Origin of the sequence: Haloarcula amylolytica (assembly GCF_049705545.1) — an archaeon.
Classification (GTDB): domain Archaea; phylum Halobacteriota; class Halobacteria; order Halobacteriales; family Haloarculaceae; genus Haloarcula; species Haloarcula amylolytica_B.
The window spans coordinates 2187690-2212451 of the sequence record NZ_JBNAMU010000001.1 but is presented as its reverse complement, the minus strand read 5'-3'; the positions used below and the strand labels follow the sequence as shown (position 1 = coordinate 2212451).

Below are 24762 nucleotides of genomic sequence, written 5' to 3'. Positions count from 1 at the left end.
GAACAGTGGGTACGAACGGACGTAAACTGTATTGTTATTTCACCCGGTGGTGCCCACAGCGGCCCGCGAAAGCGTTATCGGCCGGACCGGCGAACTCCGGGTTGTGCTGGAGTTGACGTACGAGTCGGGGACCATCCGCGTGACGGGGGACCCGCCGTCGGACCTGCCCGGCGTCGAGTACGATGGGCGCACGCAGACGGCCCGAGCGCCGGCCTACCGGTACGCCGAACTCGTGGACACGATGGAGGACCGCGGGATAGCCTACGAGGACGCCGTCTACTCCCTGTCGTCGCTGTCGCTCTCGACAGCGTACGACCTCAGGGCCTACCAGCAGGCGGCGCTGGACGCCTGGCGTGAAGCCGAGGACAGGGGTTGTCTGGAACTCCCGACGGGGAGCGGCAAAACCGTCATCGGCATCGCGGCGATGGTCGCGCTGGGGACGCCGACGCTGGTCGTGGTCCCGACTATCGACCTGCTGGAGCAGTGGCAGCGTGAGCTACAGCGGGAGTTCGACCAGCCGGTCGGCCGCATGGGCGGGGGCGAACAGCGCGTCGAGGACATCACGGTGTCGACGTACGACTCGGCGTACCTGCGGGCCGACGAACTCGGGGATCGGTTCGGGCTCGTCGTCTTCGACGAGGTCCATCACCTCGGCGGGGAGGGGTATCGGGACATCGCTCGGCTGCTCGCCGCGCCGGCACGGCTCGGGCTGACGGCGACGTTCGAGCGCCCGGACGGAGCCCACGAGGTTATCGAGGACCTCGTCGGGCCGCTCGTCCAGCGAGTCGCCGTCGACGACTTGGCCGGCGAGCATCTTGCGGATTATGACATCAAGCGAATCGAGGTTTCGCTCACGCCGGACGAACGGGACCGCTACGAGGAGTACCAGGGGACGTTCACTGACTACCTCAAACAGTCCAACATCCAGCTCCGCTCCGGGAGCGACTACCAGGAACTCGTGAAACGGTCCGGCAACGACCCGGCGGCCCGCGAAGCCCTGCTGGCGAAACAGCGCGCCCGCGAGGTGATGATGAACGCCCAGCGGAAGGTCGACCGGCTGGCGACGATTCTGGACCGCCACCGTGAGGACCGCATCATCGTCTTCACCGCCCACACTGACCTCGTGTACCGCCTCTCCGAGCGATTCCTTGTTCCAGCGATAACACACGAGACCGGTGCGAGCGAGCGTCGGGAGATCTTAGAGCGGTTCCGCGACGGGACATACTCCCGGGTCGTGACCGCGAACGTCCTCGACGAGGGGGTTGATGTGCCCGACGCGAACGTCGCCGTCGTCCTCTCGGGGAGCGGATCAGAGCGGGAGTTTACCCAGCGGCTCGGACGAATCCTCCGGCCGAAAGCCGACGGCGGGCGGGCGCTGCTGTACGAGCTCGTTACTGAGGAGACCGCGGAAGAGCGGGTCGCCAGACGACGCAGATAGCGGGCGGCGCAGCCTCGAAGCCACGTTCGAGGAGAGGCACCCGTCGGGATGACACCGGACGACCACCGACGGCTGAATGGGTCGCCGTGACACCCCGCGTTTTTGTCGCTCCGTGGCGGACACACGCGTGTGCTGACGAAAGACCTCCTGCGGGTGTCCCGGGCCGGCGGCGGCTACCACCTGCAGTTCGCCGACGCCGACGCGGAGCGGCTGGCGGCCCGCGTGCTCGGAATCTATCAGGGTCACGTCGGCGAATCCCGCGGGACGCTGGAGGCGGCACTCACAGACGTAGAGCGAGAGGCCGACGATTTCAAACTCGTCCGCGGGCTGGCGAAACTCGTCGAGCGGGAGGCGACCTTCGGGACGCAAGCCACTGTCGACCCTGTCCGCGCCCGTCGTCGGGTGTTCGAAGCCGCTGCGGACATCGGCGTCGTGACCGAGGCCGAGCGCCAGCAGGCACTCTCCGAGGCGGCCGACCACTTCGGCACGGATGCTGAGACGCTGGCCGACGCACTGTACGCCGACCGCGACTCACGACAGATTCTCACCGATGTCGACTCGCGCTGGGGGCCGGCCGAACTGCGGACCCAGTACAACCTCTCGCTGGCGCAAACGGCGCTGTTCGACGCGACCGAGGTTCGGGTCCGCTCGTCAGACCCGAACACGCTCGTCTCGGCGGTCAAACGCCTCCGGCTGATGTACGAGATCCGGCGGACAGAAAGCGGTCGGGAGGTCGTGGTCACGGGCCCGGACGCGCTGTTCTCGAACACGCGCCGGTACGGCACCCGCTTCGCTCGCCTCCTTCGGACGGTCGCGGTCGCGAGCGAGTGGGAGTTGACGGCGACCATCGACGACCGGGGTACCGAGCGGGAACTCACCCTTTCAGATGCGGATGTCTCCGTTCCCGGAGTCGAGCCCGTAACTGAGATCAGCTACGACAGCGGCGTCGAAGCCGACTTCGCCGGTCGATTCGCCGCGCTGGACCTCGACTGGGACCTGATCCGGGAACCGGAGCCTCTAGCGGCAGGGGAACACGTCGTCATCCCGGATTTCGCCTTCGAGTGGCGACCCGGCGCTGATACCGGGGTGTGGGATACGGGGCGTCGGGCCGGCTCCGACGGGACCGACGGTGACCTGCCCTTCCGCGTTTTCTTCGAAATTATGGGTTTCTGGACGCCGGAGTACGTCGAGAAGAAACTCACCCGCCTCGACGCCTTGGAGGATGTCGAGATGCTGGTCGCCGTCGACGAGTCTCTCGGCGTTGGGGAAGACATCGAAGCGACGGAGACCCGAGCGATCCCGTACTCCGGGACGGTCAGCGTGAAAGACGTGCGGGACGCGCTGCGGCCCTACGAGGAGCGACTGGTGCGCGAGAGCGCCGCGGACATCCCCGACGAACTGCGTCCGGACGCCGCAGTCATTTCGCTCGCCGACCTCGCAGCCGAGTACGGCGTCAGCGAGGACGCGCTGGAAGACGTGGCCTATCCTGACCACGAGCGCGTCGGGCGCACACTCGTTTCGCCTGCCGTGTTAGACGACCTGGCCGAGCAGATCGAGCCCGGAATGGCCTACGAGACGGCGAGCGACAGACTGGCCGACTACGGTATCGAGGACGACAGCGCCGCCCTCGCACGCCTTGGCTACCGCGTCGCCTGGGCAGGGCTAGGTGAGGGGACAATCCAGCTGCGGGAGTGAGTGGCCTGCGGAACACAGCGGGGGTCCGGCTCCCACATAGAGTAGGTCCTCAGCGCGATGAACGGGAGCGACCGCCGTTCAGGTCAGCTCGTTTCGTGACTCCTCAGACTGCTGTCGCTGCCACCGTGGCGCTTCGAGGAGGAGTCGGAACGGCCAGGTGACGTAGTACAGCGGATGCAACGGCCCGGGGAGCGGACAAAATTGGTACTCCGAGTAGGTCGGGTGAAGTGACGAATGCAACAGTATGAACGGCACCAGCGCAGTCGCCGAATCGCTGGCAGCCAGGTAAAACCGGGCGGCTTCGAGCCGTGTGGGCGCCTGTGGCGTCCCAGTGGCCAGCGACTCGACGACGTCCTTGGCTAATTCGGTGACGCGGTCGTCCGTACGAAGGCGATCCAGTATCGGCGCTGGGAGAGCGTACCCGAAGACATCACGGGCGAGCGCGGCCCCGAGCAGTAGGTTCCGCTCGACGCCGGCTTCCCGCGCCCGAGCGAGGACGTGTGGCCAGTCAGCTTCCGTCGACTCCAGCGCCGCCACGAAATCACAGAGCCACTTCAGGAGATACCAGCGGTGCTTGGTTCCGTGGAACGCCAGCACGAGTAGCCGGTCCGGCTGCGCAAGCGCCGGAAGCGGTTGGCCGCCGACCGCTACTGTGTCGCGGCGGTCCCAGAGTTCAGCGAACGGTGGGGAGAACGGCCGCTCGGCGTCGCCCACGCGCCAGCGGAGTTCCACGTCGAACTCCGGACCTCGCATCTCGTACTCGTGAACGATAGCTTTCGTCACAGGACCGCCCAACAGCGCGGCGTCGTCCAATCGCGGCGTGCCCCCGCGCCACTCGTATCCCCGTTCTTCCAGAATATCCGCGGCAACGGTGATATCTTCCGAATGGACGAGCAGGTCCAGATCGTTGTACTCGCGCACCGTTGCGTCGTCGTAGGTGGCGGCCGAAAGCACCGGTCCCTTGAACGGTATCGCACGGACACCGCGCGTCTCAAAACGCTCGATTATCTCCTGTAGCTCGGTCGTGAACGCGAGATTTCGCATCCGCTTTCCCTGTACTGTGCTGCTAAGTCGTGTCAACACGGACTCTGGCACGGTGAACTCATCACCACTCTCGTGTGCCATCGGTTCCAGCCCCTGATAGAGGAGTTGCACGACGCCGTGATAGCGGGCGAGTTCAACAACGCGGTCCCAGTCAGGCGCGGCATCCAGCGCGGGAGGCTCAGGGGAAGCGTCCGTGACGATTGCGGTACGAGCGCAGTCGACTACCAACTGGAATTCGGGCTCAGCCTCCGTTAGCATGGCTCACTCTCGAGATCAGACTGAATCCGGTCTACGACCTCCGGGAGCATACCGAGATCGCGCGGACGGCGGAGCCGTTTTATATCGGTCATGTCGACAACCTTCCCACAGGCGCTGAAATTGGACACAGCCCGGCCGTCGGCTTCCAGCGCGCCCAGCGTGTACGTGTTATCCACGAGCGCCATGACCTGTTCATCTGGCCTGACCGCTTCCATCTCGATGTTTTTCCCGTCTTCGAGCAGGTAGATGCGTTCTAGCGGCACCGGGGTCGCGGGCTGGTCATGTGTGAGTCCGTAGAAGTGCCGTTTACGTCCGTCATGGGTCCGTTCCGGTGGTTCGACCGGAGGGTCGAACGCTTCGACCGCTGCCGGGTCAAGCTTTATCGAGGGATATCCGCTCCGGACGACTGGTCCCGCATCACTCAGTGCTATCGCCGCCACGTCGTCACTCAGAACGCGATGCTTGTTGACCAGGCAGGCCATAGCGGTCGTCGTTTTCCCGACTCCTGACTCCCCGACGAACGCCACTGCACGCCCGTCGACGCTGACAGTGCTCGCGTGCAGCACGAAGTACCCCCGCTGGTCCAGCAGGTGATTCAATGACGGGCCGATCAGTACGTGCCGGAGGACTTCGCTGGGCACGTCCGGGGCCGGGTCTACAGCGATGGACTTCCCGTCCAGGATTCTGACCGTTGCGGCGTCATACAGAAGGTAGTACTCGCGCTCGGTTATCGCGTGAAAGGTCGATTCGGGGTCCGCGGACAGCGGACGGGGGATCCGCTCCTCAGTGATAGTGATATCAGCCTGCTCACCTGGCGCCGGTTCAGCGGGCGGGAGCTCCGGCACGTCGAAAGCCGAGCGGACCGTCAGCCCGAAGGCTTCGTACGTGGCTGCGTTTGACGTTGCCATCCTGCTAGTTTCCTCCCTGTGTCGACGCCCGTTGATTCCGTCCGTCCTGATACACACCCCATCTACGACACCCCTGGTCCATACCAGGCCGCTTGACTGTGATGGTGGATAAGAATGATCTCTCTACTCCCAACGCATAGCCACGAGAACCGTCGCGATATGTCTACTGAACGGGTGAGCCAAAAGTCGAGTGCAACTGAAAAGAAGAATCAGCTATGTATGTGGACCGTCAGTGGACGCTAGTTCCACTTCCCGTATCCGTCGTCGTAGTCGCCCCAGTTCGTCTTTTCTTCGACAGTACCGTACGTTTCGACCGACGGCGTTTCGTATTCCTTCATGGGTTACCCCATCCTCGGCTACAGGAATTAGTGTATTTGTTATAATATCTATTCTAATTAAATTCACAACAGAATAGAATGGTTACTATCTGTTAGCCACGTACTTCCCGTTCCGTGAGTGCCCGGAAACGACCGAAATCGTCGACATCCCCGAGAAGGACGTCACCGTTCGACTCGATCCAGGCGTGGGCTTCGAAAGTATCGGACCGCGTATCAACACCGAAGCGGAGACGATGCGGCTGGTCGTTGGCCACCAGCAGTGTGCTGCCTGTGAGCGCCCGGTCAAGACAATCGTAGGTGCCCGGGAGATACGTCGCCGCTGTCAAAACCGCCCAGCGGACTGATGCCGGCGATCCCGACCGACGAGAACACGGCAGGAACTGAGAGATAGTGCCGAAATATCGCTCTGCAGTCTCCAGCCCAGCGAATGTAAGCAGCGTTTTGCTCGCCGCGACCAGTACCGCAGCTTCACAGAGCAACAGTTTCCGCGCCCGTGGCAACGCTTTGAACTCACGGAGTTGGGCTCGCATCGACCTTGATGAGTTGCTCCGCGGCAAGCGTTTCCAGGAAGCGATCCACGTCGTTTGCCGCTCGGTCCCTGTCGACATCGTACTCCTCGACCAGTGCCGAGACGATTTCCGTTGGCACCGTCGGTTCCTGAATCCGGTCCCAGATGTCCGGGCCGGCCCCAGACAGGCCCTGGTACCGCCCCGTTTCGTTGTTCAGCAGCACTATCTCGCCGTCGATTGTCGTGGTGACACAGTTGTCAGTTGCTACGACGGTCGACCCGGAATCTATCGCTACCATGTGGATATCGGCGATACGCACACCATTTGTTATGGCTTCTTTTCGTCACCGTCGCAACCCTGGCTACCGGGAGACGCGCCCTTCGCTCCCGCATTGCCCGACCGTAGTGAGTCGGTAACTATGTGGCATAGAACCCGCATCCGGAACAATGGCTGATACCCCCTCCGTCGGTGAAAAATACGCATCGCTGCGGCGCGTGGCGCTGTATCGTCCAGCGCTGACGGGGAGTATCGTCGCCGCCAGCCTCTTCGTGATGTTACTGGAGGGCGTTGGCCTTTCGTTCCTGTTTCCGATACTCGACGCCGCACAGGCGGGGCAGGGCCTCCCGCTACAGGCGGACGGCGTTACCGGTCAGTTCCTTTCCGCGTATGCCGCCGCTGGACTGCCGCTCACGCTCGAATCCATGTTGGTCGGCCTCGCGTGCGTGATGGTTGTCCGGTACACGGCATCGTTTGCGGTGAAATGGCTCGCAGCGAAGCTTACACAGACGTACGAACGCGATCTCAAGAACAGGGCCTACGAACTGGCGATGGGCGCGTCGGTTGCCTACTACGACGACAAGGGGTCCGACGACATCATGAACACGATTCTGACACAGACTCGGTATGCCGGCCGTGTCATCGGTCGGATTATCCAGTTCTTCCAACAGGGAATCCTCTGTCTGGTGTACATCGGAATCGCACTGGCTATCGCACCGATGCTGGCAGTCGGTGCGGCTGTCACTCTCGGCGGCGTCACGGCGCTCATCAGATACGGTATCGAGCCCGGGTACGCCGTTGGCGACCGTTTGGCGACGGCAAACGAACGGCTGCAGGAGACAACACAGGCGGGGACGCAGGGTATCCGTGACGTGAAGCTGTTCGGCATGCGCGACGGACTGCTTGCCGAGTTCCGGGCCACGCTCGACCGATACACTTCGACGAGCATCGCTGTTCGCCGGAACGAGGTCGCAATCGGTAGCCTCTATCGGCTCTCGGTCTCGCTGCTCCTGTTTGGGCTCGTCTACGTCGCAATCAGTTTCCGGTCGCTGTCAATCGCGGAGCTCGGCGTGTTCCTGTTTGCGATGCTCCGACTCGCGCCCCGACTGAGTTCGCTCAGTTCCACCGTCTACGCCATCGAGGGAGAGCTACCACATCTGGTTCGAACGCACCAGTTCATCGACCGCCTCGAATCCCAACAGGAGCCAACTGACGGGCAGTCAGTCCCGGACCGCATCGAGGAAGTCGCGTTCGAGAACGTCTCGTTCGCCTACGAGGACGAGCCAGTGCTTGCGGACTTCTCGATGGCTGTCGAGCGAGGCGAGTTCGTCGGCATCGTCGGTGAGTCCGGTGGTGGCAAATCGACAGTCGTCTCGCTGCTCACTCGGCTCTATGCGCCGGATAGCGGTGACGTTCTGGCGAACGGGACGCCGATTTCGACCTATGCCCTCGACGAATGGCGTGACGCTGTTGCGATGGTCCGACAGGACCCGCATATCTTCAACGACTCCTTGCGGTACAACCTCACCGTCGGCAGGGAATTCTCCGACGAGACGCTGTACGAGGTCGCCGAGAAGGCCCTCGTCCTCGAATTTCTCGATGACCTCCCGCAGGGGCTCGACACGGTGCTGGGCGACGACGGCGTGAAACTGTCCGGCGGGCAACGCCAGCGCGTCGCACTGGCCCGCGCGCTGCTGACGGACGCAGAGATACTCGTACTCGATGAAGCCACCAGCGACCTCGACTCGAACCTGGAACGGCAAATCCATCGAACCGTCGAGACGCTCGACGGGGACCAGACCGTGATCGCAATCGCCCATCGGCTCTCGACCGTCTCTAACGCCGACCGAATCTACACCGTCGAGGACGGGCAGGTCACAGAACGGGGCAGCCACGCCGAACTGCTGGACGACGACGGGACGTACGCAGAGTTGTACGCGATGCAGGGAACGGCGGCCGCGAAGTCTTCCAGCGGTTGAGCCGCTCTCACCTGTCCGGTTGTACCGACCGGTTCAGACCTCTCGCCGGCGACCCTTCGGCACCTGGGACCTGAGTTCGCCGTACACGTACAGGCCGACGCCGACCGGTTCGGCCTCGCCGGCGAGGTCGTGTGTGACGACGAGATACCCCCAGTCGCCATCCCAGTCGAGTTCCTGGTCCTCGCCGGCCACAAACGCTCGGGCAGCGTCTTCATCGAGGTGGATGACGTTCTGGCTGGCGTGCTTGCCGAATCGCTGGACGGCCTCCAGCGTCGGCTTCCAGTGTTCCTGGCGCGTCCGCAGGAACGTCATTCCAAGGCCCTCGATGTCGACCGGTGACGGGGGGGTGCCCTGATACAGCCACAGTTTGCCAGCGCCGCGTTCCCAGAACGTGTATCCCTCGAAAGTCTCCGGCGGGACGCCGAACCGCTCGGTCCAGAAGTCGAGCACTTCCTCGCGGGTCGCCCGCTCGGGGTCTTCTCGCTCTTCGTCTGTCTCTGGGAGCCGCGTGAACTCCGTGCTCTGGTCGCTCATTCCGCGGGTACCTCCAGTTTCGCACAGAAGAACCCGCCCGTGTCGTTGTGATGCGGGTAGATGCGCTTGGCGTCGGCGACGCTGGGGTCGAATGTCTCGTCCTGCCACCCGGTGATGCCGGGGGCGTGGTCGAGCGGGAGGTCGTAGTCCACAATTTCGCAGGCCGTCTCGCCGAGAACGTAGTCCAGTACAGCCTCGTTTTCCTCCGGGGCGAACGTGCAGGTGGAGTAAACGACGGTTCCGCCGGGTTCGGTCACTTCGACGGCTCGCTTGAGGATTCCTTTCTGGACGCCGGAGATGCCTTCGACGTGCGAGAGCGTCCAATCTTCCAGCGTATCGGGGTTCTTGCGAATGGTCCCTTCACAGGAACAGGGGACGTCGACGAGTGCCCGGTCGTATCCCTCGCCGCCGAAGGGCTTGAGCGAGTGGTTGCGCCCGTCCTCGTGGGTGACAGCGACCGTGGTCGCGCCCAGCCGCTCAGTGTTGGTCCGTAGCGCCGAAATCCGTCCGAGGTTGTTGTCGGTTGCGACGACCTCGCCGGTATCCTCCATTAGCGCGGCGAGCTGAGTCGTTTTGCTCCCCGGTGCCGCACAGGCGTCCCAGACCCGTTCGCCGGGCTGGGGGTCCAGTACGGTCGCGGGAATTACGGACACCTCCTCCTGGCCGTGAATCCAGCCGTGGAAGTACGGCCAGTTCGCGCCGGGGGAGTCCTCGGGCAGGACGAACAGGCCGTCGTGCCAGTCAACGGGTTCGTAGGCGATGTCCGCTTCCGCAAGCGCCGTCCGGACCCGCTCGACGGTGGCCTTGATCGTGTTGACCCTGACGGCCGACGGCAGCGGGCGTTCACACGCGTCGATGAACGCCTCGAAGTCGTCGATGATGGGTCGGTAGCGGTCGAGTGGTTCCATTGTCCGGCGTTCGCTGGCGGTCGGTTTGTGGGTTTCGAACGGCACCGGCCCATGGCTTTCAAGCCGCCGGCGGCCGATACCTGAGGTATGGCACACATACAGGTCCACCGCGACGACATCTCCCTCGACTCGCCGACACTGGTCGAGGGACTACCGGGTGTCGGACTCGTCGGCAAGATAGCCGCTGACCATCTCGTCGATGTCTACGATATGGAGTACTACGCGTCGGCCCACTGCGAAGGGTTGCCAGAAATCGCCGTGTACGGGACGGACGATCCGGACGTTCGCCCGCCGGTCCGACTGTACGCGGATGAGGGCCGTGACCTGCTCGTCCTCCAGAGCGATGCACCGATCTCCCCGTCCGGCGCGAAGGAGTTCGCCGGCTGTATGGTCAGCTGGTTCGAGGCCAACGACGCGACGCCGATCTACCTCAGCGGCCGTCCTGCCGAGAAAGACGGCGTTCCGAACGTGTACGGTGTCTCGACCGGTGACGGGGCGGCGATGCTGGAGGAAGCGGACGTGGACCCGCCCTCGGAGAACGGCGCGATCACCGGGCCGACCGGCGCGCTGGTCCACGAATCACAGCGGGTCGGGCTAACGAGCATCGGGCTCATCGTCGAAGCCGACCAGCAGTTCCCCGATCCGGAAGCGGCGCGGGCGCTCCTGCAGACGGCGATCAGCCCGCTGGCCGACTTCGAGGTCGACACCGAAGCGCTGGTCGAGCAGGCCGAAGAGATCGGCCGAGCCAAGGCACAGCTCGCACAGCAGCTCCAGGAGAACCAGGAGGAGAGCACGAGCGCACGGCCGCTCGGGATGTATCAGTAATGGCGGGCGCAGACGACATCGTTCGCGGGTTACTGGTCGTGGGTGTCGCCATCCTCGCAGCGATAGCGGCGTGGTACCTGTTCGTTGCGGTCCCGGACGACCTGGCGGAACTGCTTGGCGTCCTGTTACTGCTGGCCGTCGTCATCGGTGCGGTGCGTATCGGCAGCAACGTCGCCGGGTCGGTGCTGCCCGCACACAACGTCGCGGAGGTCGCCGTCGAAGGGCCGATCACCCGCGACGGCGGTGGCGGGATCACCAGTCCGCCGGTCGGCGCGTCGGCCGACGACATCGTCGAACAGATCGAGAGCGCCGACGAGGACCGCGGCTCGGCGGCGCTCCTGTTGAAGCTGAACACGCCGGGCGGCGAAATCGTCCCCAGCGAGGACATCCGCATCGCTGCCGAGCAGTTCGACGGCCCGACCATCGCCTACGCGACGGATGTTTGTGCCAGCGGCGGCTACGACATCGCCGCCGGCTGTGACGAGCTGTGGGCGCGCGAGGGCTCTATCGTCGGCTCCATCGGCGTCGTCGGCTCGCGGGTCAACGCCAAGGAGCTGGCCGACCGCCTGGGGCTCTCCTACGAGCAGTTCACCGCCGGTGAGTACAAGGACGCCGGCGTCCCGCTGAAGGAAATGACCGAGGACGAGCGCGAGTACCTGCAGGGCATCGTCGACGACTACTACGACCAGTTCATCGATACCGTTGCCGAGGGGCGCGAGATGGACGCCGAGACGCTCAAAGCCACCGAAGCGCGCATTTTCCTCGGTGACGAGGCCGAAGAACGTGGGCTCGTCGACCGGCTCGGCACGCGAGACGACGTCGAGGCGAGTCTGGAGCAACGGCTTGGCGAGGATGTGACGATCAAGGAGTACGAACCCGAGCGCGGATTGACGGGCAAGCTCCGCGGAGGTGCACAACAGGTCGCGTTCGCGCTGGGCGCGGGTATCGCCAGCGTCGCCGACGGCGATATCGAGGGCCTCTCCTTCCGGCGATAGCTCGGGAGGTTTTTTATTCGGGGACCGCCTTCGCCGTAGTGTGACTACGCTGGTGGTGTGTATCGACAGGGACAGTCCGGCCGCAGCGGCGTGTCCCGTCGTCGGCCGCGACGCCGTCGAGTCACTCATCACGCAGACGGGGGTCGTAGACCCGGAAGACAGCCGGGTCAACTGCCTCCTCGAAGGGCTCGCAGTCGCGGATGAACTCGAAGCCGAGGGGTCCTCGCCGGTCCTCGCCGTCGTCGGCGGCGGGAGCGACAGTGTCGGCTCGGACCGGGAAATCGCTAGCCAGATCGACGGTCTGGTCGCCGAGCACGAGCCCGATTCCGCGGTCGTCGTCGTCGACAGCGCTGACGACGAGCGGCTGGTCCCCATCATCGAGAGCCGCGTTCAGGTCGACGCCGTCGACCGCGTCGTCGTCCGCCAGGCCCGCGACATCGAATCGACGTACTACCTGCTCAAGCAGTTCCTGGCCGACGAGGAACTCCGCAAGACGGTGCTGGTCCCCGTCGGGATCATCATGCTCGCGTTCCCGCTGTTGCTCGTCGTCACCAGCCCGACCATCGCCGTCGGCGCTATCGCGGCCGCCATCGGCGTGTTTCTCATCTACAAGGGGCTGGGTATCGACACGTACCTCTCGCGACTCCCCGGCCAGACCCGGGAAGCCCTGTACTCGGGACAGGTGTCGCTCGTGACCTACGTCGTCGCCGCCGGCCTCTCGCTCGTCGGCATCTTTGCCGGCGTGCTGGGCGTTTCGGCGGTCGGCGATATCAGTCCCTTCTTGCTGGCGAACCGCTTTGCCTTCGCGTCTGTGCCGTGGCTGACCGGCGCGGCGCTGGCCGCCTCGCTCGGTCGCCTGCTGGACGAACTCATCCAGCAAGAGGGGGTCCGGAGCGCGTACGTGAACCTCCCGTTCGGTGCGGTCGCGGTCGGGCTCGTCGTTCGCGGCTTTTCTGCGTACTTCCTCGAACGCGGTGGCGTGTTCGAGCCGTTTCAGGTGCCGGAGACAAACCTCGGCATCGTTCAGATTCAGGGGTTCATGCTGGAGGCCGGGACCCGCCTTGCACTGTTCATCCTCGCAGGTATCCTCATCAGCCTCGTTGGCGTCCGGGTGGCGACCTACGTCAGCCACACCGATATCGAGGACGAACTAGTGGAATAGACAGCGATTTACGCCGCCGACGGCTACTGACGGCTATGACAGACGGTGCGTGGGTTTCGCTGTTCTCCGGCGGCAAAGACTCCTCGTGGGCGCTGTACCGGGCACTGGAACGGGGCCACCCCGTCGAACGCCTGGTGACGGTCCACCCGGAGGGCGACTCCTACATGTACCACGTTCCGGCGACCCGACTGGCCCGCCTGGCCGCCGAGAGCATCGGCATCCCACTCGTCGAAGTGGAGCCGGATGACTTCGAGGCCGACGACGTACCCGACTCCGGCGATCAGGGCGACGCCGAACTCGAACCGCTGGAGGCCGCGCTGCGCGAGCTCGACGCCGAACTGGACGGCGGCATCACCGGTGTCACTGCCGGCGCGGTCGAGAGCGAGTACCAGACCACCCGCATCGAATCGATGGCCGACCGCCTCGAAGCCAACGTATTCGCGCCGCTGTGGCAAGAGAACCCACGCGACCTCGCCGACGCGATGCTCGACACCGGCTTCGAGATACGGATCATTCGCGTGGCCGCCTACGGCCTTGACGAGTCCTGGCTGGGACGAACACTCGATGCCGACGCGCTCGACGAACTGGAGGCGCTCAACGAGGAGTACGGCGTCCATATTCTCGGGGAAGGCGGCGAGTTCGAGACACTCGTCACCGACGGGCCGCACATGGACCGCCGGATCGAACTTGAGTACGAGACGGAGTGGGACGGCAGCCGCGGAACGCTGCAGATCGAAGACGCGTGGCTGGCGTAGTCGGAAGCAGCGAACGACTGGCCCGGTCAGTCGTCGTTCGTCAACTGCGTGTGCGCACCGATGAGTGCGCCGGCCAGGTCCAGACTCTCGACCTGCGTATCCCGGTCGATAATCGACTGGCGGATGTCCGAATCGAGGATGGTCGTATCCGGGAACACGATGGCCCGGTCGAGACTGGAGTTGACGACCTCGGCCCCCGAGAGGACGTGTACGTTCTCGCCGAGCGTGGTGTTCTCGATGGTGGCGTCCTCTGCAACGACGTTTTCGCCGTCGAGTTCCCACGCGACGGCCTCCAGATAGCTTTCGGGCGTTCCGATGTCGTACCAGGCGTCGTCGAACGTGAACGCCCGGACGGGACCGTCATCAACGAGCCACTGGATGAACCAGCCGGGTTCGTCGGGGTTGTTTCCGTCTTCGAGGTACTCGTCGAAGCGAATCGCATCGGCCGGGAACGCGTAGCAGGCGATCGAGACGAGCGTGCTGTTGGGGTCGTCGGGCTTCTCCTGGAAGTCCGTGACCTCCTCGCCGTCGAGTTCGATGAGGCCGTAGGAACTCGCCTTCTCCCGCGATCCGACATCGTAGGCGGCGAGCGTGGGGTCGTCGTACTGTTCGAAGTAATCGATGAACTCCGCGATATCGAAGCTGATGAGGTTGTCGCCGGCGATGACCAGCAGATCCTCGTCGCCGAGCCCTTCCCGGTCGACCAGCTGGGCGAGCGCGCCGACGACCCCGAACTTCTCGTCTTCCTCGGCGGTTTCCTCGACGGTCAGGGACGGCTTCTCGAAACTGCTCGCGGCGATGTGGTCCCGGAAGTCGTCAGCAAAGCGCTGGTTCGTACTGACGAACACGTCAGTGATGCGACTGTCCTCCTCTAATTCGCCGAGAATCCGATCGATAACAGCCGTGTCACCGACGGGGAGCAGCATCTTGGGCCGGTGCTTGGTGACAGGCCAGAGCCGGGTGGCGTACCCGCCTGCGAGGACAATCGCTTTCATGTCCGGAAGCAGACAACCAGAATACAAGTTCTTTTTCATCGACGGGACCGCGGCACTTATCGGTGCCCCGGAGTACAACCGCGTATGACTGACGACGCTGACGGCCCGGAGACAGGGGATGCGAACCTCACGGAGAAAATCAACCAGACGAACGTCGACAAGCGTATTTCGAGCCTGGAAGCGGCCTACGACGAGGTCCCGGTCACCGAGGAGACATTCGAACTGTCGCCCGACGAATACGCTGACGTGTTCGCTGCGACACGCGGGACCGGCTACTCCGGGAACAGCGTCGTGTTCGTCACCCGTGACGGCACCGACTTTCCGGAACTGAGTGACCAGATACCCGACCAGGCGGCCGGCGACACCCGCGACCGTGTCCTGCTGGTGCTGGGCCGCGGCGCTGACATGTGGGCGCTGCCGGGCGGCGGTAAAGGCGACGAATACGAATCGGTGCAGGGTACTGCGGTCCGCCGCGTCAACGAACAGACCGGCATCCGGTGTACGGTCACCGGCGTCGCGGAGGTCGTTCACTCCAAGTACTATCCGGACACCGACGCACAGGGGTCAGTACACACGCTGGACATCTATCTTCGGGCGGAGTACAAGAAGGGAGCCCTCGATGTGGACGAGTCGGAACTCGTTGGAGCGGCGTGGTTTGCGGAGCCCCCGGAGCGACTGACTCCCGGTGCTGAAGAGCGGTTTACGGCCTTCCTCGACGACGAGTGAATCCGGGACCGGAACGAGAAGCCGATCAGTGTTCGACTAACTCCACGAGCACGCCGCCGGTCGTCCTCGGATGGAGAAACGCCACATCGTGTCCCCATGCGCCCGGCCGCGGCTTCTCGTCTATGAGGTCGATGCCGCAGTCACTGACCGTCTCTAGCGCGGCAGCGATGTCGTCTGTCTCCAGGGCGACGTGATGGATACCCGGGCCGTTGCTGTCGAGGTATCTGGGGATCGCGCCATCGGCGTCGGGCAGCGGTTCTAACAGTTCGAAGTAACCGTTGTCCATCTCCAGGAACGTTACCCGGAGGCCGTCAAACGTCTCCTCGTGGACGACCGGTGTCCCGAAGGCGTCGGCGAACAGTTCTGCGAGTGGGGCGGCGTCGTCCGTTGCGATGCCGGCGTGGTCGAATCGCATGGACGGTCGTACACCGGGGTGGCTTATAATTCTGGGAGCATGGACGGTTGGAAAATAGGGGAAGCCCCGCGTCTCGACCGATCCTTACATCGACGAGCCGGGCTGGTACTCTCCGAACACGTCCCGGAGCACGTTACACACTTCGCCGGTCGTGGCGTACACCTTCACGGCGTCGATGATATAGGGCATGACGTTCTCGTCGCCCTCGGCGGCCTGTCGGAGCGCATCGAGTTTCGCCTCGACGGCCTCCTCGTCGCGTTCCTCCCGGACGGTGGCCACGTTGTCTTGCTGGGCCTGTTCGACGGCCTCGTCGACCTCTTCGATGTCCTGTTCGCCCTCCTCCTCGACCTGGTACTCGTTGACGCCGACAATGATCCGTTCGCCTTCCTCCTGTTCGCGCTGGCGCTCGAAGGCCACGTCCTGAATCTGGCGCTGGACCCACTGCTCCTCGATGGAGCGGCGCATCCCGCCGCGTTCGTCGACCTCCTCGATGAGTTCGCGGGCCTCGGCTTCGAGTTCGTCGGTCAGCGACTCGACGTAGTAGCTCCCGGCCAGCGGGTCGATTGTGTCGGCCGCGCCGGACTCGTGAGCGAGAATCTGCTGAGTGCGTAGCGCGGTCCTGACAGACTGCTCGGTCGGCAGGCCGATGGCCTCGTCCTTGCCGTTGGTGTGGAGGCTCTGTGTCCCACCCAGGACCGCTGCGAGTGCCTGGTAGGACACGCGGACGACGTTGTTCTCGATTTGCTGGGCGGTCAGCGTCGACCCGGCGGTCTGGGTGTGGAACTTCAGTTGCTTGGACTTGGGGTTCTGGGCGTCGAAGCGCTCGTCCATGATTTTCGCCCAGAGGCGGCGGGCCGCACGGAACTTCGCCACCTCCTCGAAGATGTTGTTGTAGGAGGCAAAGAAAAAGGAGAGCTGCGGGGCGAACTCGTCGACATCGAGGCCGGCCTCGATGGCTGCCTCGACGTACTCGATGCCGTCGCCGAGCGTGAAGGCGATCTCCTGGGCGGCCGTCGAGCCGGCCTCGCGGATGTGATACCCCGAGATGGAGATGGTGTTGAACTTCGGCGTCTCGGCTGCGCAGAACTCGAAGATGTCGGTGATGAGCCGCATCGACGGCTCCGGCGGGTAGATGAACGTGTTCCGAGCGATGTACTCTTTGAGCACGTCGTTCTGGATGGTCCCGCGGAGTTCCTCGCGGTCGACGCCCTGCTTGTCGCCGACGGCGATGTACATCGCCAGCAGCACCGACGCTGGGGCGTTGATGGTCATGCTGGTCGACACCTCGTCGAGCGGGATGCCGTCGAACACGGTCTCCATGTCGTCCAGCGAGTCGATGGCGACGCCGGTTTTGCCGACTTCGCCGGCAGCCATCGCGTGGTCGGAGTCGTAGCCCATCTGCGTCGGGAGGTCGAACGCCATCGACAGCCCGGTCTGGCCCTGGTCGAGCAGGTAGTTGAACCGTTCGTTGGTCTCCGTCGCAGTTCCCATCCCGGCGTACTGGCGCATCGTCCAGAGTCGGCCTCGATAGCCGGTCGGATACACGCCGCGGGTGTAGGGCTCCTGGCCGGGGAAGCCCAGATCCTCTTCGTAGTCGAGATCGGAGATGTCTTCGGGGGTGTACAGACGGTCTACTTCGTGTCCCTCGGTGTCCGTGGTGAACGTCTCCTTGCGTTCGCCAAAGCGGTCGACGGTGGGCTGGACGTCGTCTTCCTCCCACTGAGCCTTCGACTCCCGTATCTCTTCCAGCTCGTCGGGGTCAAACATGGGCGGACTGTCGGACGGCGGAGGCTTAAGGGTTCTTAAATCCTTCACGGTTTGTAATACGCGTCCCGCGGCGATACGGCGGCGTGACGTTCCGAGGTGGGTTTATATCGTCGGCATTTAGCGAGGACTATGCCAATCGAACCGGGTGACGGCGTCACCATCGAGTACGTCGGGCGCTTCGAGGACGGCGGCGTGTTCGACACGTCACGTCCCGAAGTCGCCAGGGAGCACGGACTCATCGAGGCACAGGGCGTCGAGGCGAGCGAGTACGCACCGCTTTCCTTCACCGTCGGTGCGGGCGAGATCATCGAAGGGCTCGACGAGGATCTCGTCGGAATGGCCGCTGGTGAGGAGGCCACTGTCACGGTGCCTCCGGCGAAAGCCTACGGGGAGTTCCAGGCCGACCGCGTTCGCGAGTACGACCCGGAGACGTTCGAGGGCATGGTCGGGAAGGAACCGGAGGTCGGGCTCCACGTCGAGGCCGAAAACGGCCTCCACGGGGACGTGACTGCGGTCCGAGACGACGCCGTTGAAGTCGATTTCAACCACGAGCTGTCGGGTAAGACGCTCGTGTTCGACATCGAAGTCATCGATGTCAGATAACCAGTTCGTTGTCGGCAGGTAATCAGTCGCCTGTGTCGTACTTGTAGGTCGCTTCGTCGGGGTCAATACCGAAGTCCTCTGGACCCTCCTCCGGCTCGGGCTCCTCGGACTCGCCGGCACTGGCCTTCTTGAACCGTTTGCGGAGGTGCCCCGGTACTTCGAAGCGGTCGAGGGCAACCCGGAGCGGTACCGCGTCCGGCTGGATGTTCTCCTGTTTGGTCTCGAGCCGGTCCCGGAGCCGGTCGGGGAGTTGCGCCGGTTCGATGCGCTCGAAGCCGAACTGCGCGAGATACTCCGAAGCGTTCGTCAGCGAGTAGACTGTGTCGAACCCCTCGTCGCCCGCGTACTCGACCAGCCGCTCGATGACGTGTGCGCCGACCCCCTGGTTGCGCCACTCCGGCAGCACGCCGATACTGGTCAGTTCACAGACGGACTCCTCGTCGCCCTTGTGGATACGGATACGGCCGAAGCCCGCCTTTTCGTGGCTCTCCTCGTCGATAGCGACGACGTAGTCCCGGGATCTGAAAGCCTTCTCGTCCAGTCCCATCTCCTCGATACGGTCCAGCAACCAGACTTCCTCTCGGTTTTTCGCATCCCGGACGTACATGCCTGAAAATTAACTGCCGCAGTCAAAAGGGTTTGCGGCGTAACTGTCGTGGTTGGGTTACGTGGCGGAGAGGCAATCACTAAGACAGTCCAACATGATTGATTACCCATGATCTCGCTCGAGATGGACATGGTCCAGTACGACTGTCCGTATATCGACACAACACGGGACTACGAGGTGTCGTTTCTGGCCAAGCAGTGGGATTTCCACCCTGTCGAGCGGGAGCTGGAGACGCGGATCATGGTCAACGGCGCGGACCGGGAGGAGCTAGACCGCGGGCTGAACGCGCTCGAAGCACACGACCACATGGAGTCCTATCAGCTCCTCCGCCGGAAAGGCGACCTGGCGCTCATCCGCTCACGAATCGACGAGACGAACGCGATGAGCGTCATCCGCGACCACAGCGGCTACATCACCGGGCCGTTCCGGATCCGGGACGGCTCGGAGATATGGCACGTCGGCTTCGATACCGAGCGGGTCGCGGAGGGGACGCTGTCGGAACTGGAACGGGACAACGACTACACGATCCAGTCCCGGGAATCGGTCGACCTGGAGGATTACTACGACCTGCTGCAGAACATCGACTCGGCGAAGCGCTTGGTCGACGGTTGTCGGGAACTCTCAGAGGTGGAGCGGGACACGCTGGAGAAAGCCGTCGAAGGCGGCTACTTCGACACGCCCCGGGACGCGACGCTTTCGTCGCTCGCCGAGGAGTTCGACGTATCGAAGATGGCCATCTCGAAAAATCTCCGACGGAGCCAGCGGAAGATTCTTGATCGGGTCACGACGGCGATGAACGACGTCACCGAGTGAGCGAAGGGGCGTCGTTGCGTCTCCCGGGGCTACTCCGCCCCGCTGCCCTGCATCAGTTTCTGGATGTCTTCGTCGGCCGCCAGCTCCTCCGGGTCGCCGCTGGCGACGATATCCCCGCGCTCGATGACGTATAGCCGGTCGACCACGTCGGGGACGTGCGTGACGTTCGACTCGGCGATGAGCACCGCGATATCGCGGTCGTTGATCTCCCGGATGTAGCGTTTGAGGCTCTCGACGACGACCGGAGCTAACCCCTCCAGCGGTTCGTCGAGGATGAGCAGGTCGGGCTGAAGCGCCAGCGCCCGACCGATGGCGACCATCTTCGCCTGGCCGCCGCTGAGGTTCTGGACCTTCGCGTCCCGGCGGCCATCGAGTTCGGTCAGCACATCGTAAACACTCTCGATGACCGCGTCCTCGTCGTTGATGCCGCGGGCCGGCCCGCTGGTCCAGATGGGGAGCCGGAAGTTCTCGTCGACGGTCATCCCGGTGAACAGCTTCCGGTCTTCGGGCTGGTAGCCGATGCCCCGCTTGGGAATCAGCTCCGAGCGGATACCGGTCAGTTCCTCGCCGCGGAACTTGACTGAACCGCTCCAGACCGGTGTCAGGCCCATGATGCCCCGGAAGGTACTCGTCTTGCCGGCCCCGTTGCGGCCGACGAGGCCGACCGCCTCGCCGGCGTTCACGTCGAGGTCCACGTCCTCGGTCACCTGGAACCCCTCGACGGCGGCGTTGAGGCCGCGAACGGACAGCAGGGCGTCGTTACTCATCGTCACCCACCCCCAGGAGGAGCCGTCGGAGTTCGTCGTCCGTTTCGAGCATCGTCGGCGGACCGACCCCGTGGACAGTCCCCTGATGGAGGGCGACGACGCGGTCGGCGTACTCCGTAACGATGTCCATGTCGTGCTCGATGGTGACCGTCGTGACGCCCTCGGCTCGGCCGACCTCGACGATGGTCTCGATGACGTACTCCTTCTCGCGGGTCGAGACGCCGGAAGTCGGCTCGTCGAGTAGGAGGTAGTCCGGGTCGAGGCCGAAGGACATCGCCACGTCGAGCAGTTTCCGGTCGCCGTGGGGCAGTTCCTCGGCGACGGTGTCGGCGGCGTCTTCGAGCCGGAACTTCTCCAGCAGTTCCTCGACCTGTGCCTCGACCTCCTCGTGACCGTCGGCCATAGAGAACAGGCTCCAGGTCTTGCCCTGTTCGGTCAGCACCACCGTTCGGAGGTTCTCACGGACCGTCATCTCCTCGAACACCTTGACGACCTGGAAGCTCCGGGCGATGCCGGCGTCGACGCGCCCGTTTGCCGACATGCCGGTGATGTCGTCGCCGTCGAGGACGATGGAGCCCTCGTCCGGCGAGAGAAAGCCGGTCAGCAGGTTGATGAACGTCGTCTTCCCGGCCCCGTTCGGGCCGACGATGAAGACGAGTTCGCCGTCCTCTTTCCCGAACTCGAGCGTGATGTCGTCAGTCGCGACCAGTTCACCGAATGACTTCCGCAGATTGCGTGCTTCGAGCATATCAGTCGACTCCGAACAGGATTATCCGCAGGCTGGTCAGCGCCTCTGTCACCTTCCGCTCTAGCGATTGCACGGCGGTCCGGCCCCACGTCGACAGGACGGACGGCTCCCGGCGCAGTTCATTGAGCCGCGTGTTGACGATACCGCCGGACCGGAGCGAGCCGACGATACCCCTTGGGAAGCCGTACACCAGTATCAGGAGTACTGCGCCCGTCAGGAACTCGTAATACTGGGTCACGTCCTGACCAACGTCCTGCAGGAAGACGAGGACGACACCGCCGATGAGCGGCCCGACGAGCGTCCGGAACCCGCCCAGTATCGCCATGAACAGGATGTCGCCTGACCGGAGGAAAAACAGCGTCCCCTCCGGGCGAACGTACTGGCGGACGACGGCGAACAGCCCGCCCGCGACGCCGCCGTAGATGCCAGAGATGACGAACGCGGCCCAGACGTACCGCCGGACCGGCAGGCCGATGAACCGCGCCCGGGTCCGCTCCTGCCCGATGGCATCGAGGGCGTTGCGGAACGGCGACTGTGTGATGCGGTACATCACGAATAGCCCGATGAGGATGACGACCACCGTCAGGTAGTACGTCAGCACCTGGTACACGTCCGGGCTGAACGCGGTTCCGAACAGTAGCGGCTGGTTCGCCGGCCCCGGCCGAATCGGGAGCCCGTCGCTCCCGCCGAGCGCGCTCTGACCGAGCGCGATGGCGTACAGGAGTTGGCCGAAGGCCAGCGTCAGGAGGGCGAAGTACAGCCCGGTGTGTCGCAGGGACAGCACTCCGATGATGGCTGCCATCACCGTCGCGGCCGCGATGGCCCCGAGCAACAGCAGGCCGACGCTCTGGACGCCGGCGTAGCGCGCGAGGACTGCGGTCGCGTACGCGCCGGTGCCGAAGAAGGCCGCGTGGCCGAACGACGTGAGCTTCGTGTGACGAAGCAGGAGGTTCAGTCCGACCGCCGCGAAGCCGAACAGCAGGCCCTGGTGGATGACGCTGAGCTGGAGGCTGTCGGAGACGGTCGTGAGGTCCGGCACGATGAACAGAACGACGACCCCGAGGACGAGGAAGGCCGCTTCCCGACGGGTCACTTCGACCCCGAGGAAACGATACGCCGGCGTCCCGTCGCGGTCGACGCGCTCCGGCATCACGCTGTCTCACCCCACGTCCCGAACAGCCCTTCGGGCTTGACTAGCAGGATTAGCGCCATGATCGCGAACGGGGCGGCGATCTCACCCGGCGGATACAGCGTGATCATCCAGCTCCGGATGACGCCGACCAGGAGCGCGCCGACGAACGCCCCGCGGAGGCTTCCCAGGCCGCCGATGACGATGACGACGAAGGAAAGCACCAGCGGATTGGTGCCCATTTCGAGCGTTGCCGACGTGGGCGGGACCGCCATTGCACCGGCGAAACCGGCGAGGAAGGCTCCGAGCGCGAACACCAGCGTGAACACGCGGTCGGTGCTGACGCCGATGGCGGTGGCCATCTCGCGGTCGATGGCCGTCGCGCGGATGATGCGGCCGGTCTTTGTGCGCTCGAAGAACCAGAACAGGCCCACGACGACGACCGAGCCGACGAGGATGACGAACACGTTGTAGGTCGGGTAGTTCAGCCCGACGAGTTCGCTCGTCGGAATCGTGTTGATGGCGCTGTACACGGCGTCGGTCCTGATCGAACTGTCCCCCCAGATGAACTTCTTCACGTCGAGAAGGATGAGCAGGAGGGCGAAGGTCAGCACCAGCTGGTACACCTGGTCGCGGTCGTAAATCTGTCGCAGGAACACCGCTTCGAAGATTGTCCCGACTGGGAGGAGGATGGCCGCCGTTATCAGGACGGCCGTGAGGACCGCGAGTACGAACACGGCGGTCCCGACGACGCCGCCGCCCGGCGGGCCGATAACGCCGATGATGAACCCGAACACGCCGATGGCAGTGTACGCGCCCAGCGAGAACAGCTCCCCGTGGGCGAGGTTCAGCACGTCCAGGATGCCGAGGATGACGGTCAGTCCCGAGGCGATCATGAACAGGATGAACCCGAACTGGATGCCGTTGAGCGTCTGGACGAGCGCGGCTGTGGGTGTTACGGCCATGGCTCGGTATCAGGCGCTCCAGCTGTCCAGCCAGTCGCTGCCGGTGATGCCCGGTGGCGGCGCGGTCTCGGTCGCCGCGTAGGTGTTCACGTCGTCGAGCCTGGCCGCGCCGAGGTCGTCGTCGTACACCATCTGGCCGGCGAAGGAGTTCGACGCGCCCTGGTGGTCCTCGGCCATGTTGTGGTAGCCGGCCGGTGTGAAGAAGCCGTGGCCCTCCAGAACCTGCGCGATTTGCTCCTGGCTCGGGTAGGTGCCCAGCAGGTCGATGGCCTTCTCGACGGCCGTCGCCCACGCGGTGACCGCGCCGTAGCCGCTCATGTAGTGAGCCGTCGGGACCGTCACGCCCTCTTGCTGTGTCGCGGCGTCGAACAGCTCCCGGCCGGGCTGCCAGTTGCCCAGGGCCGGCTTCCCCCAGTAGTAGTTGCGCGACCCGGAGTAGATATCCGTCCCGGCCAGCGCGTCGCCCGGTACGTCGCCGGCCGCGCTGTACAGCGTCGTGCCGAACACCGTCGTGTTCTCGAACATGTCGTTGGCGTTCGCCTGTCGCACGAATGTTGTCACGTCGCCGCCCCACAGGCTGGAGAAGGTCACGTCCGGCTCCTCGTTGTTGATCGAGGTGATGTGGTTCGACATGTCGCTGGCTCCGAGTTCCGGGAACCCCTCGTAGACGATTTCGGCGTCCGTGAGTTTCTGGATTGCCTGCGTGAACACCCGCATCTCGTCCTCGCCGAAGGAGTAGCCGGGGTTGACCCCGGCGACGGTCGAGATGTTGTCCGCACCGATGCGCTCGACGGCCTCCCGGGCCATCGTCACCACCTCCATGATGTCGTAGTTCTGGAAGCGGAAGGAGTAGGTCGGGTCGGGGACGGTCTCCTCGTAAAGCGTCGTCACCGTCCCATCGGTGCTGACGTTGATGATCTCGTTTTTCTCGACTTCGGGGGCAATCTGGCTATGCGTGCCACTGGAAATCGGGCCGAACGTGACCTCTTTCCCCTCCTCGATGAACTGGTTGTAGCTGTCGAGCGGGTTCGACCCCTCGTTGACGACGTCCAGTTCGATCTCGCGTTGCCCGCCGACACCGCCCGCTTCGTTGATGCGCTGGACTGCGAGTTCGGCCCCGCGCTGGGCCTGGATGCCGAGTACGCCCGGTGCGCCACGCGTGAACGTCAACAGCCCGGCCTGTATCGGTTCGTCGGAAATCTCGTCACCGGACTGCCCGCCCTGATCCGCTGTTTCACCGTCACTCAGCAGTGTCGAGCAGCCAGCGAGCGCTGCGGCGACGGCCGAGCCGCCGACCGCGGAGAGCAGTTGTCGCCTGCCGATGCCACCATTGTCGTGGTCCGAAGTAGCCGTTGAATCCATAGGTATCACCCCGTTCCGTCGTTCCGGACGTGGCGTCCGGCGTCTCTGACCAGCGGCGTGTGCCGCGTTCACAGGGGTGGCTGTAGCTACCGTCCAACCCAGGGAATAACGGGAGGTTTACACGTAAACCACGGTGGCTCGCGAGGCGGCGTATCGGCGTTCTCGCGCCGCACTGCCGGAGTGCCACAGCAGCCAGTCGGGTATACATGTCAACCCGCCCCTATTCGGGCATGTCTAGAGA

The 24762-nt window shown here is 64.3% G+C and carries 25 protein-coding genes; 10 read left to right on the top strand and 15 right to left on the bottom strand.

What is annotated here, in order from left to right:
* Nucleotides 1–103: 103 nt before the first annotated feature.
* Both ACOZ4H_RS11610 and ACOZ4H_RS11605 read left to right on the top strand, forming a co-directional pair.
* Nucleotides 104–1438: a DEAD/DEAH box helicase family protein gene (locus ACOZ4H_RS11610; RefSeq protein WP_424330363.1), complete on the top strand. Its 1335-nt coding sequence runs from the start codon at nucleotides 104–106 to the stop codon at nucleotides 1436–1438.
* 129 nt (nucleotides 1439–1567) lie between these two features.
* Nucleotides 1568–3133: a DUF790 family protein gene (locus ACOZ4H_RS11605; RefSeq protein ID WP_424329423.1), complete on the top strand. Its 1566-nt coding sequence runs from the start codon at nucleotides 1568–1570 to the stop codon at nucleotides 3131–3133.
* 78 nt (nucleotides 3134–3211) lie between these two features.
* Here the strand turns inward: ACOZ4H_RS11605 and ACOZ4H_RS11600 are convergent, their stop codons facing one another.
* The 4 genes from ACOZ4H_RS11600 to ACOZ4H_RS11585 form a co-directional block, all read right to left on the bottom strand.
* A complete protein-coding gene (locus ACOZ4H_RS11600; RefSeq protein ID WP_424329422.1) occupies nucleotides 3212–4435 on the bottom strand; it encodes a nucleotidyltransferase domain-containing protein in 1224 nt (407 codons plus the stop codon).
* Nucleotides 4429–5343, bottom strand: coding sequence for a hypothetical protein (locus tag ACOZ4H_RS11595; protein ID WP_424329421.1), 915 nt, complete (start codon nucleotides 5341–5343; stop codon nucleotides 4429–4431). The genes ACOZ4H_RS11600 and ACOZ4H_RS11595 overlap by 7 nt, the downstream gene beginning before the upstream one ends.
* Nucleotides 5344–5773: 430 nt before the next feature.
* Nucleotides 5774–6211, bottom strand: coding sequence for a lasso peptide biosynthesis B2 protein (locus ACOZ4H_RS11590; RefSeq protein ID WP_424329420.1), 438 nt, complete (start codon nucleotides 6209–6211; stop codon nucleotides 5774–5776).
* Entirely contained in the window at nucleotides 6192–6488 is a 297-nt protein-coding gene (locus ACOZ4H_RS11585; protein WP_424329419.1) for a PqqD family peptide modification chaperone, read from the bottom strand. Before ACOZ4H_RS11585 ends, ACOZ4H_RS11590 begins: the two co-directional genes overlap by 20 nt.
* Before the next feature lie 148 nt (nucleotides 6489–6636).
* Here ACOZ4H_RS11585 and ACOZ4H_RS11580 point away from each other — a divergent pair, with 148 nt between their 5' ends.
* Complete coding sequence (locus ACOZ4H_RS11580) at nucleotides 6637–8445, top strand: ABC transporter ATP-binding protein (RefSeq protein WP_424329418.1); 1809 nt, start codon at nucleotides 6637–6639, stop codon at nucleotides 8443–8445.
* Between the two features lie 33 nt (nucleotides 8446–8478).
* Here ACOZ4H_RS11580 and ACOZ4H_RS11575 read toward each other — a convergent pair whose 3' ends face one another.
* Entirely contained in the window at nucleotides 8479–8979 is a 501-nt protein-coding gene (locus ACOZ4H_RS11575) for a DUF7122 family protein (RefSeq protein ID WP_424329417.1), read from the bottom strand.
* Nucleotides 8976–9887, bottom strand: a complete 912-nt coding sequence (locus ACOZ4H_RS11570; protein ID WP_424329416.1) for an RsmB/NOP family class I SAM-dependent RNA methyltransferase — start codon at nucleotides 9885–9887, stop codon at nucleotides 8976–8978. The genes ACOZ4H_RS11575 and ACOZ4H_RS11570 overlap by 4 nt, the downstream gene beginning before the upstream one ends.
* Nucleotides 9888–9974: 87 nt before the next feature.
* On the opposite strand from ACOZ4H_RS11570, the gene ACOZ4H_RS11565 reads away from it, so the two are divergent.
* Genes ACOZ4H_RS11565 through ACOZ4H_RS11550 form a run of 4 tightly spaced genes read left to right on the top strand, consistent with a single transcriptional unit; the run spans nucleotide 9975 to nucleotide 13624 of the window.
* The gene (locus ACOZ4H_RS11565; protein ID WP_424329415.1) at nucleotides 9975–10712 is read left to right on the top strand and encodes a proteasome assembly chaperone family protein; all 738 of its coding nucleotides are present in this window, start codon (nucleotides 9975–9977) and stop codon (nucleotides 10710–10712) included.
* Nucleotides 10712–11707: a signal peptide peptidase SppA gene (gene sppA, locus ACOZ4H_RS11560; RefSeq protein ID WP_424329414.1), complete on the top strand. Its 996-nt coding sequence runs from the start codon at nucleotides 10712–10714 to the stop codon at nucleotides 11705–11707. The genes ACOZ4H_RS11565 and sppA overlap by 1 nt, the downstream gene beginning before the upstream one ends.
* A gap of 40 nt (nucleotides 11708–11747) precedes the next feature.
* Nucleotides 11748–12869: a DUF373 family protein gene (locus tag ACOZ4H_RS11555; protein ID WP_424329413.1), complete on the top strand. Its 1122-nt coding sequence runs from the start codon at nucleotides 11748–11750 to the stop codon at nucleotides 12867–12869.
* 35 nt (nucleotides 12870–12904) lie between these two features.
* The gene (locus ACOZ4H_RS11550; RefSeq protein WP_424329412.1) at nucleotides 12905–13624 is read left to right on the top strand and encodes a diphthine--ammonia ligase; all 720 of its coding nucleotides are present in this window, start codon (nucleotides 12905–12907) and stop codon (nucleotides 13622–13624) included.
* A 26-nt stretch (nucleotides 13625–13650) separates the two neighbouring features.
* Here ACOZ4H_RS11550 and ACOZ4H_RS11545 read toward each other — a convergent pair whose 3' ends face one another.
* Nucleotides 13651–14619 carry a sugar phosphate nucleotidyltransferase gene (locus tag ACOZ4H_RS11545; protein WP_424329411.1) on the bottom strand — a complete coding sequence of 323 codons (969 nt, stop codon included), beginning with the start codon at nucleotides 14617–14619 and terminating at the stop codon, nucleotides 13651–13653.
* 84 nt (nucleotides 14620–14703) lie between these two features.
* On the opposite strand from ACOZ4H_RS11545, the gene ACOZ4H_RS11540 reads away from it, so the two are divergent.
* Nucleotides 14704–15345: an NUDIX hydrolase gene (locus tag ACOZ4H_RS11540; protein WP_424329410.1), complete on the top strand. Its 642-nt coding sequence runs from the start codon at nucleotides 14704–14706 to the stop codon at nucleotides 15343–15345.
* Nucleotides 15346–15370: 25 nt separating this feature from the next.
* Here ACOZ4H_RS11540 and mce read toward each other — a convergent pair whose 3' ends face one another.
* Together mce and ACOZ4H_RS11530 are read right to left on the bottom strand one after the other, a co-directional pair.
* Nucleotides 15371–15760 carry a methylmalonyl-CoA epimerase gene (mce, locus tag ACOZ4H_RS11535; RefSeq protein WP_424329409.1) on the bottom strand — a complete coding sequence of 130 codons (390 nt, stop codon included), beginning with the start codon at nucleotides 15758–15760 and terminating at the stop codon, nucleotides 15371–15373.
* Between the two features lie 84 nt (nucleotides 15761–15844).
* Entirely contained in the window at nucleotides 15845–17527 is a 1683-nt protein-coding gene (locus tag ACOZ4H_RS11530) for an acyl-CoA mutase large subunit family protein (protein ID WP_424329408.1), read from the bottom strand.
* Between the two features lie 129 nt (nucleotides 17528–17656).
* On the opposite strand from ACOZ4H_RS11530, the gene ACOZ4H_RS11525 reads away from it, so the two are divergent.
* A complete protein-coding gene (locus ACOZ4H_RS11525) occupies nucleotides 17657–18130 on the top strand; it encodes an FKBP-type peptidyl-prolyl cis-trans isomerase (RefSeq protein WP_424329407.1) in 474 nt (157 codons plus the stop codon).
* 22 nt (nucleotides 18131–18152) lie between these two features.
* On the opposite strand, the gene ACOZ4H_RS11520 is transcribed toward ACOZ4H_RS11525, so the two are convergent.
* Nucleotides 18153–18737 (bottom strand): GNAT family N-acetyltransferase, encoded by a 585-nt coding sequence (locus ACOZ4H_RS11520; protein ID WP_424329406.1) that lies wholly within the window; start codon nucleotides 18735–18737, stop codon nucleotides 18153–18155.
* 108 nt (nucleotides 18738–18845) lie between these two features.
* Here ACOZ4H_RS11520 and ACOZ4H_RS11515 point away from each other — a divergent pair, with 108 nt between their 5' ends.
* Nucleotides 18846–19550, top strand: coding sequence for a helix-turn-helix domain-containing protein (locus tag ACOZ4H_RS11515; RefSeq protein ID WP_424329405.1), 705 nt, complete (start codon nucleotides 18846–18848; stop codon nucleotides 19548–19550).
* A gap of 29 nt (nucleotides 19551–19579) precedes the next feature.
* Here the strand turns inward: ACOZ4H_RS11515 and ACOZ4H_RS11510 are convergent, their stop codons facing one another.
* The 5 genes from ACOZ4H_RS11510 to ACOZ4H_RS11490 are packed head-to-tail and all read right to left on the bottom strand — an operon-like array spanning nucleotide 19580 to nucleotide 24521.
* Nucleotides 19580–20317 carry an ABC transporter ATP-binding protein gene (locus tag ACOZ4H_RS11510; protein ID WP_424329404.1) on the bottom strand — a complete coding sequence of 246 codons (738 nt, stop codon included), beginning with the start codon at nucleotides 20315–20317 and terminating at the stop codon, nucleotides 19580–19582.
* Nucleotides 20310–21065 carry an ABC transporter ATP-binding protein gene (locus ACOZ4H_RS11505; RefSeq protein WP_424329403.1) on the bottom strand — a complete coding sequence of 252 codons (756 nt, stop codon included), beginning with the start codon at nucleotides 21063–21065 and terminating at the stop codon, nucleotides 20310–20312. The genes ACOZ4H_RS11510 and ACOZ4H_RS11505 overlap by 8 nt, the downstream gene beginning before the upstream one ends.
* A gap of 1 nt (nucleotide 21066) precedes the next feature.
* Nucleotides 21067–22215 (bottom strand): branched-chain amino acid ABC transporter permease, encoded by a 1149-nt coding sequence (locus tag ACOZ4H_RS11500; protein WP_424329402.1) that lies wholly within the window; start codon nucleotides 22213–22215, stop codon nucleotides 21067–21069.
* Nucleotides 22215–23159 carry a branched-chain amino acid ABC transporter permease gene (locus tag ACOZ4H_RS11495; RefSeq protein WP_424329401.1) on the bottom strand — a complete coding sequence of 315 codons (945 nt, stop codon included), beginning with the start codon at nucleotides 23157–23159 and terminating at the stop codon, nucleotides 22215–22217. Before ACOZ4H_RS11495 ends, ACOZ4H_RS11500 begins: the two co-directional genes overlap by 1 nt.
* A 9-nt stretch (nucleotides 23160–23168) precedes the next feature.
* On the bottom strand, nucleotides 23169–24521 hold the full coding sequence (locus tag ACOZ4H_RS11490; protein WP_424329400.1) for an ABC transporter substrate-binding protein: 1353 nt from the start codon (nucleotides 24519–24521) through the stop codon (nucleotides 23169–23171).
* Nucleotides 24522–24762: the final 241 nt, after the last annotated feature.

What these genes read in the sequence shown, in the direction of transcription:
- ACOZ4H_RS11500 (WP_424329402.1), bottom strand. Translation starts at nt 22,215, where the DNA reads ATGCCGGAGCGCGTCGACCGCGACGGGACGCCGGCGTATCGTTTCCTC.
- ACOZ4H_RS11590 (WP_424329420.1), bottom strand. Translation starts at nt 6,211, where the DNA reads ATGCGAGCCCAACTCCGTGAGTTCAAAGCGTTGCCACGGGCGCGGAAA.
- ACOZ4H_RS11505 (WP_424329403.1), bottom strand. Translation starts at nt 21,065, where the DNA reads ATGCTCGAAGCACGCAATCTGCGGAAGTCATTCGGTGAACTGGTCGCG.
- ACOZ4H_RS11545 (WP_424329411.1), bottom strand. Translation starts at nt 14,619, where the DNA reads ATGAAAGCGATTGTCCTCGCAGGCGGGTACGCCACCCGGCTCTGGCCT.
- ACOZ4H_RS11495 (WP_424329401.1), bottom strand. Translation starts at nt 23,159, where the DNA reads ATGGCCGTAACACCCACAGCCGCGCTCGTCCAGACGCTCAACGGCATC.
- sppA (WP_424329414.1), top strand. Translation starts at nt 10,712, where the DNA reads ATGGCGGGCGCAGACGACATCGTTCGCGGGTTACTGGTCGTGGGTGTC.
- ACOZ4H_RS11520 (WP_424329406.1), bottom strand. Translation starts at nt 18,737, where the DNA reads ATGTACGTCCGGGATGCGAAAAACCGAGAGGAAGTCTGGTTGCTGGAC.
- ACOZ4H_RS11510 (WP_424329404.1), bottom strand. Translation starts at nt 20,317, where the DNA reads ATGAGTAACGACGCCCTGCTGTCCGTTCGCGGCCTCAACGCCGCCGTC.
- ACOZ4H_RS11580 (WP_424329418.1), top strand. Translation starts at nt 6,637, where the DNA reads ATGGCTGATACCCCCTCCGTCGGTGAAAAATACGCATCGCTGCGGCGC.
- ACOZ4H_RS11575 (WP_424329417.1), bottom strand. Translation starts at nt 8,979, where the DNA reads ATGAGCGACCAGAGCACGGAGTTCACGCGGCTCCCAGAGACAGACGAA.
- ACOZ4H_RS11550 (WP_424329412.1), top strand. Translation starts at nt 12,905, where the DNA reads ATGACAGACGGTGCGTGGGTTTCGCTGTTCTCCGGCGGCAAAGACTCC.
- ACOZ4H_RS11525 (WP_424329407.1), top strand. Translation starts at nt 17,657, where the DNA reads ATGCCAATCGAACCGGGTGACGGCGTCACCATCGAGTACGTCGGGCGC.
- ACOZ4H_RS11570 (WP_424329416.1), bottom strand. Translation starts at nt 9,887, where the DNA reads ATGGAACCACTCGACCGCTACCGACCCATCATCGACGACTTCGAGGCG.
- mce (WP_424329409.1), bottom strand. Translation starts at nt 15,760, where the DNA reads ATGCGATTCGACCACGCCGGCATCGCAACGGACGACGCCGCCCCACTC.
- ACOZ4H_RS11515 (WP_424329405.1), top strand. Translation starts at nt 18,846, where the DNA reads ATGATCTCGCTCGAGATGGACATGGTCCAGTACGACTGTCCGTATATC.
- ACOZ4H_RS11585 (WP_424329419.1), bottom strand. Translation starts at nt 6,488, where the DNA reads ATGGTAGCGATAGATTCCGGGTCGACCGTCGTAGCAACTGACAACTGT.
- ACOZ4H_RS11540 (WP_424329410.1), top strand. Translation starts at nt 14,704, where the DNA reads ATGACTGACGACGCTGACGGCCCGGAGACAGGGGATGCGAACCTCACG.
- ACOZ4H_RS11565 (WP_424329415.1), top strand. Translation starts at nt 9,975, where the DNA reads ATGGCACACATACAGGTCCACCGCGACGACATCTCCCTCGACTCGCCG.
- ACOZ4H_RS11530 (WP_424329408.1), bottom strand. Translation starts at nt 17,527, where the DNA reads ATGTTTGACCCCGACGAGCTGGAAGAGATACGGGAGTCGAAGGCTCAG.
- ACOZ4H_RS11490 (WP_424329400.1), bottom strand. Translation starts at nt 24,521, where the DNA reads ATGGATTCAACGGCTACTTCGGACCACGACAATGGTGGCATCGGCAGG.
- ACOZ4H_RS11595 (WP_424329421.1), bottom strand. Translation starts at nt 5,343, where the DNA reads ATGGCAACGTCAAACGCAGCCACGTACGAAGCCTTCGGGCTGACGGTC.
- ACOZ4H_RS11600 (WP_424329422.1), bottom strand. Translation starts at nt 4,435, where the DNA reads ATGCTAACGGAGGCTGAGCCCGAATTCCAGTTGGTAGTCGACTGCGCT.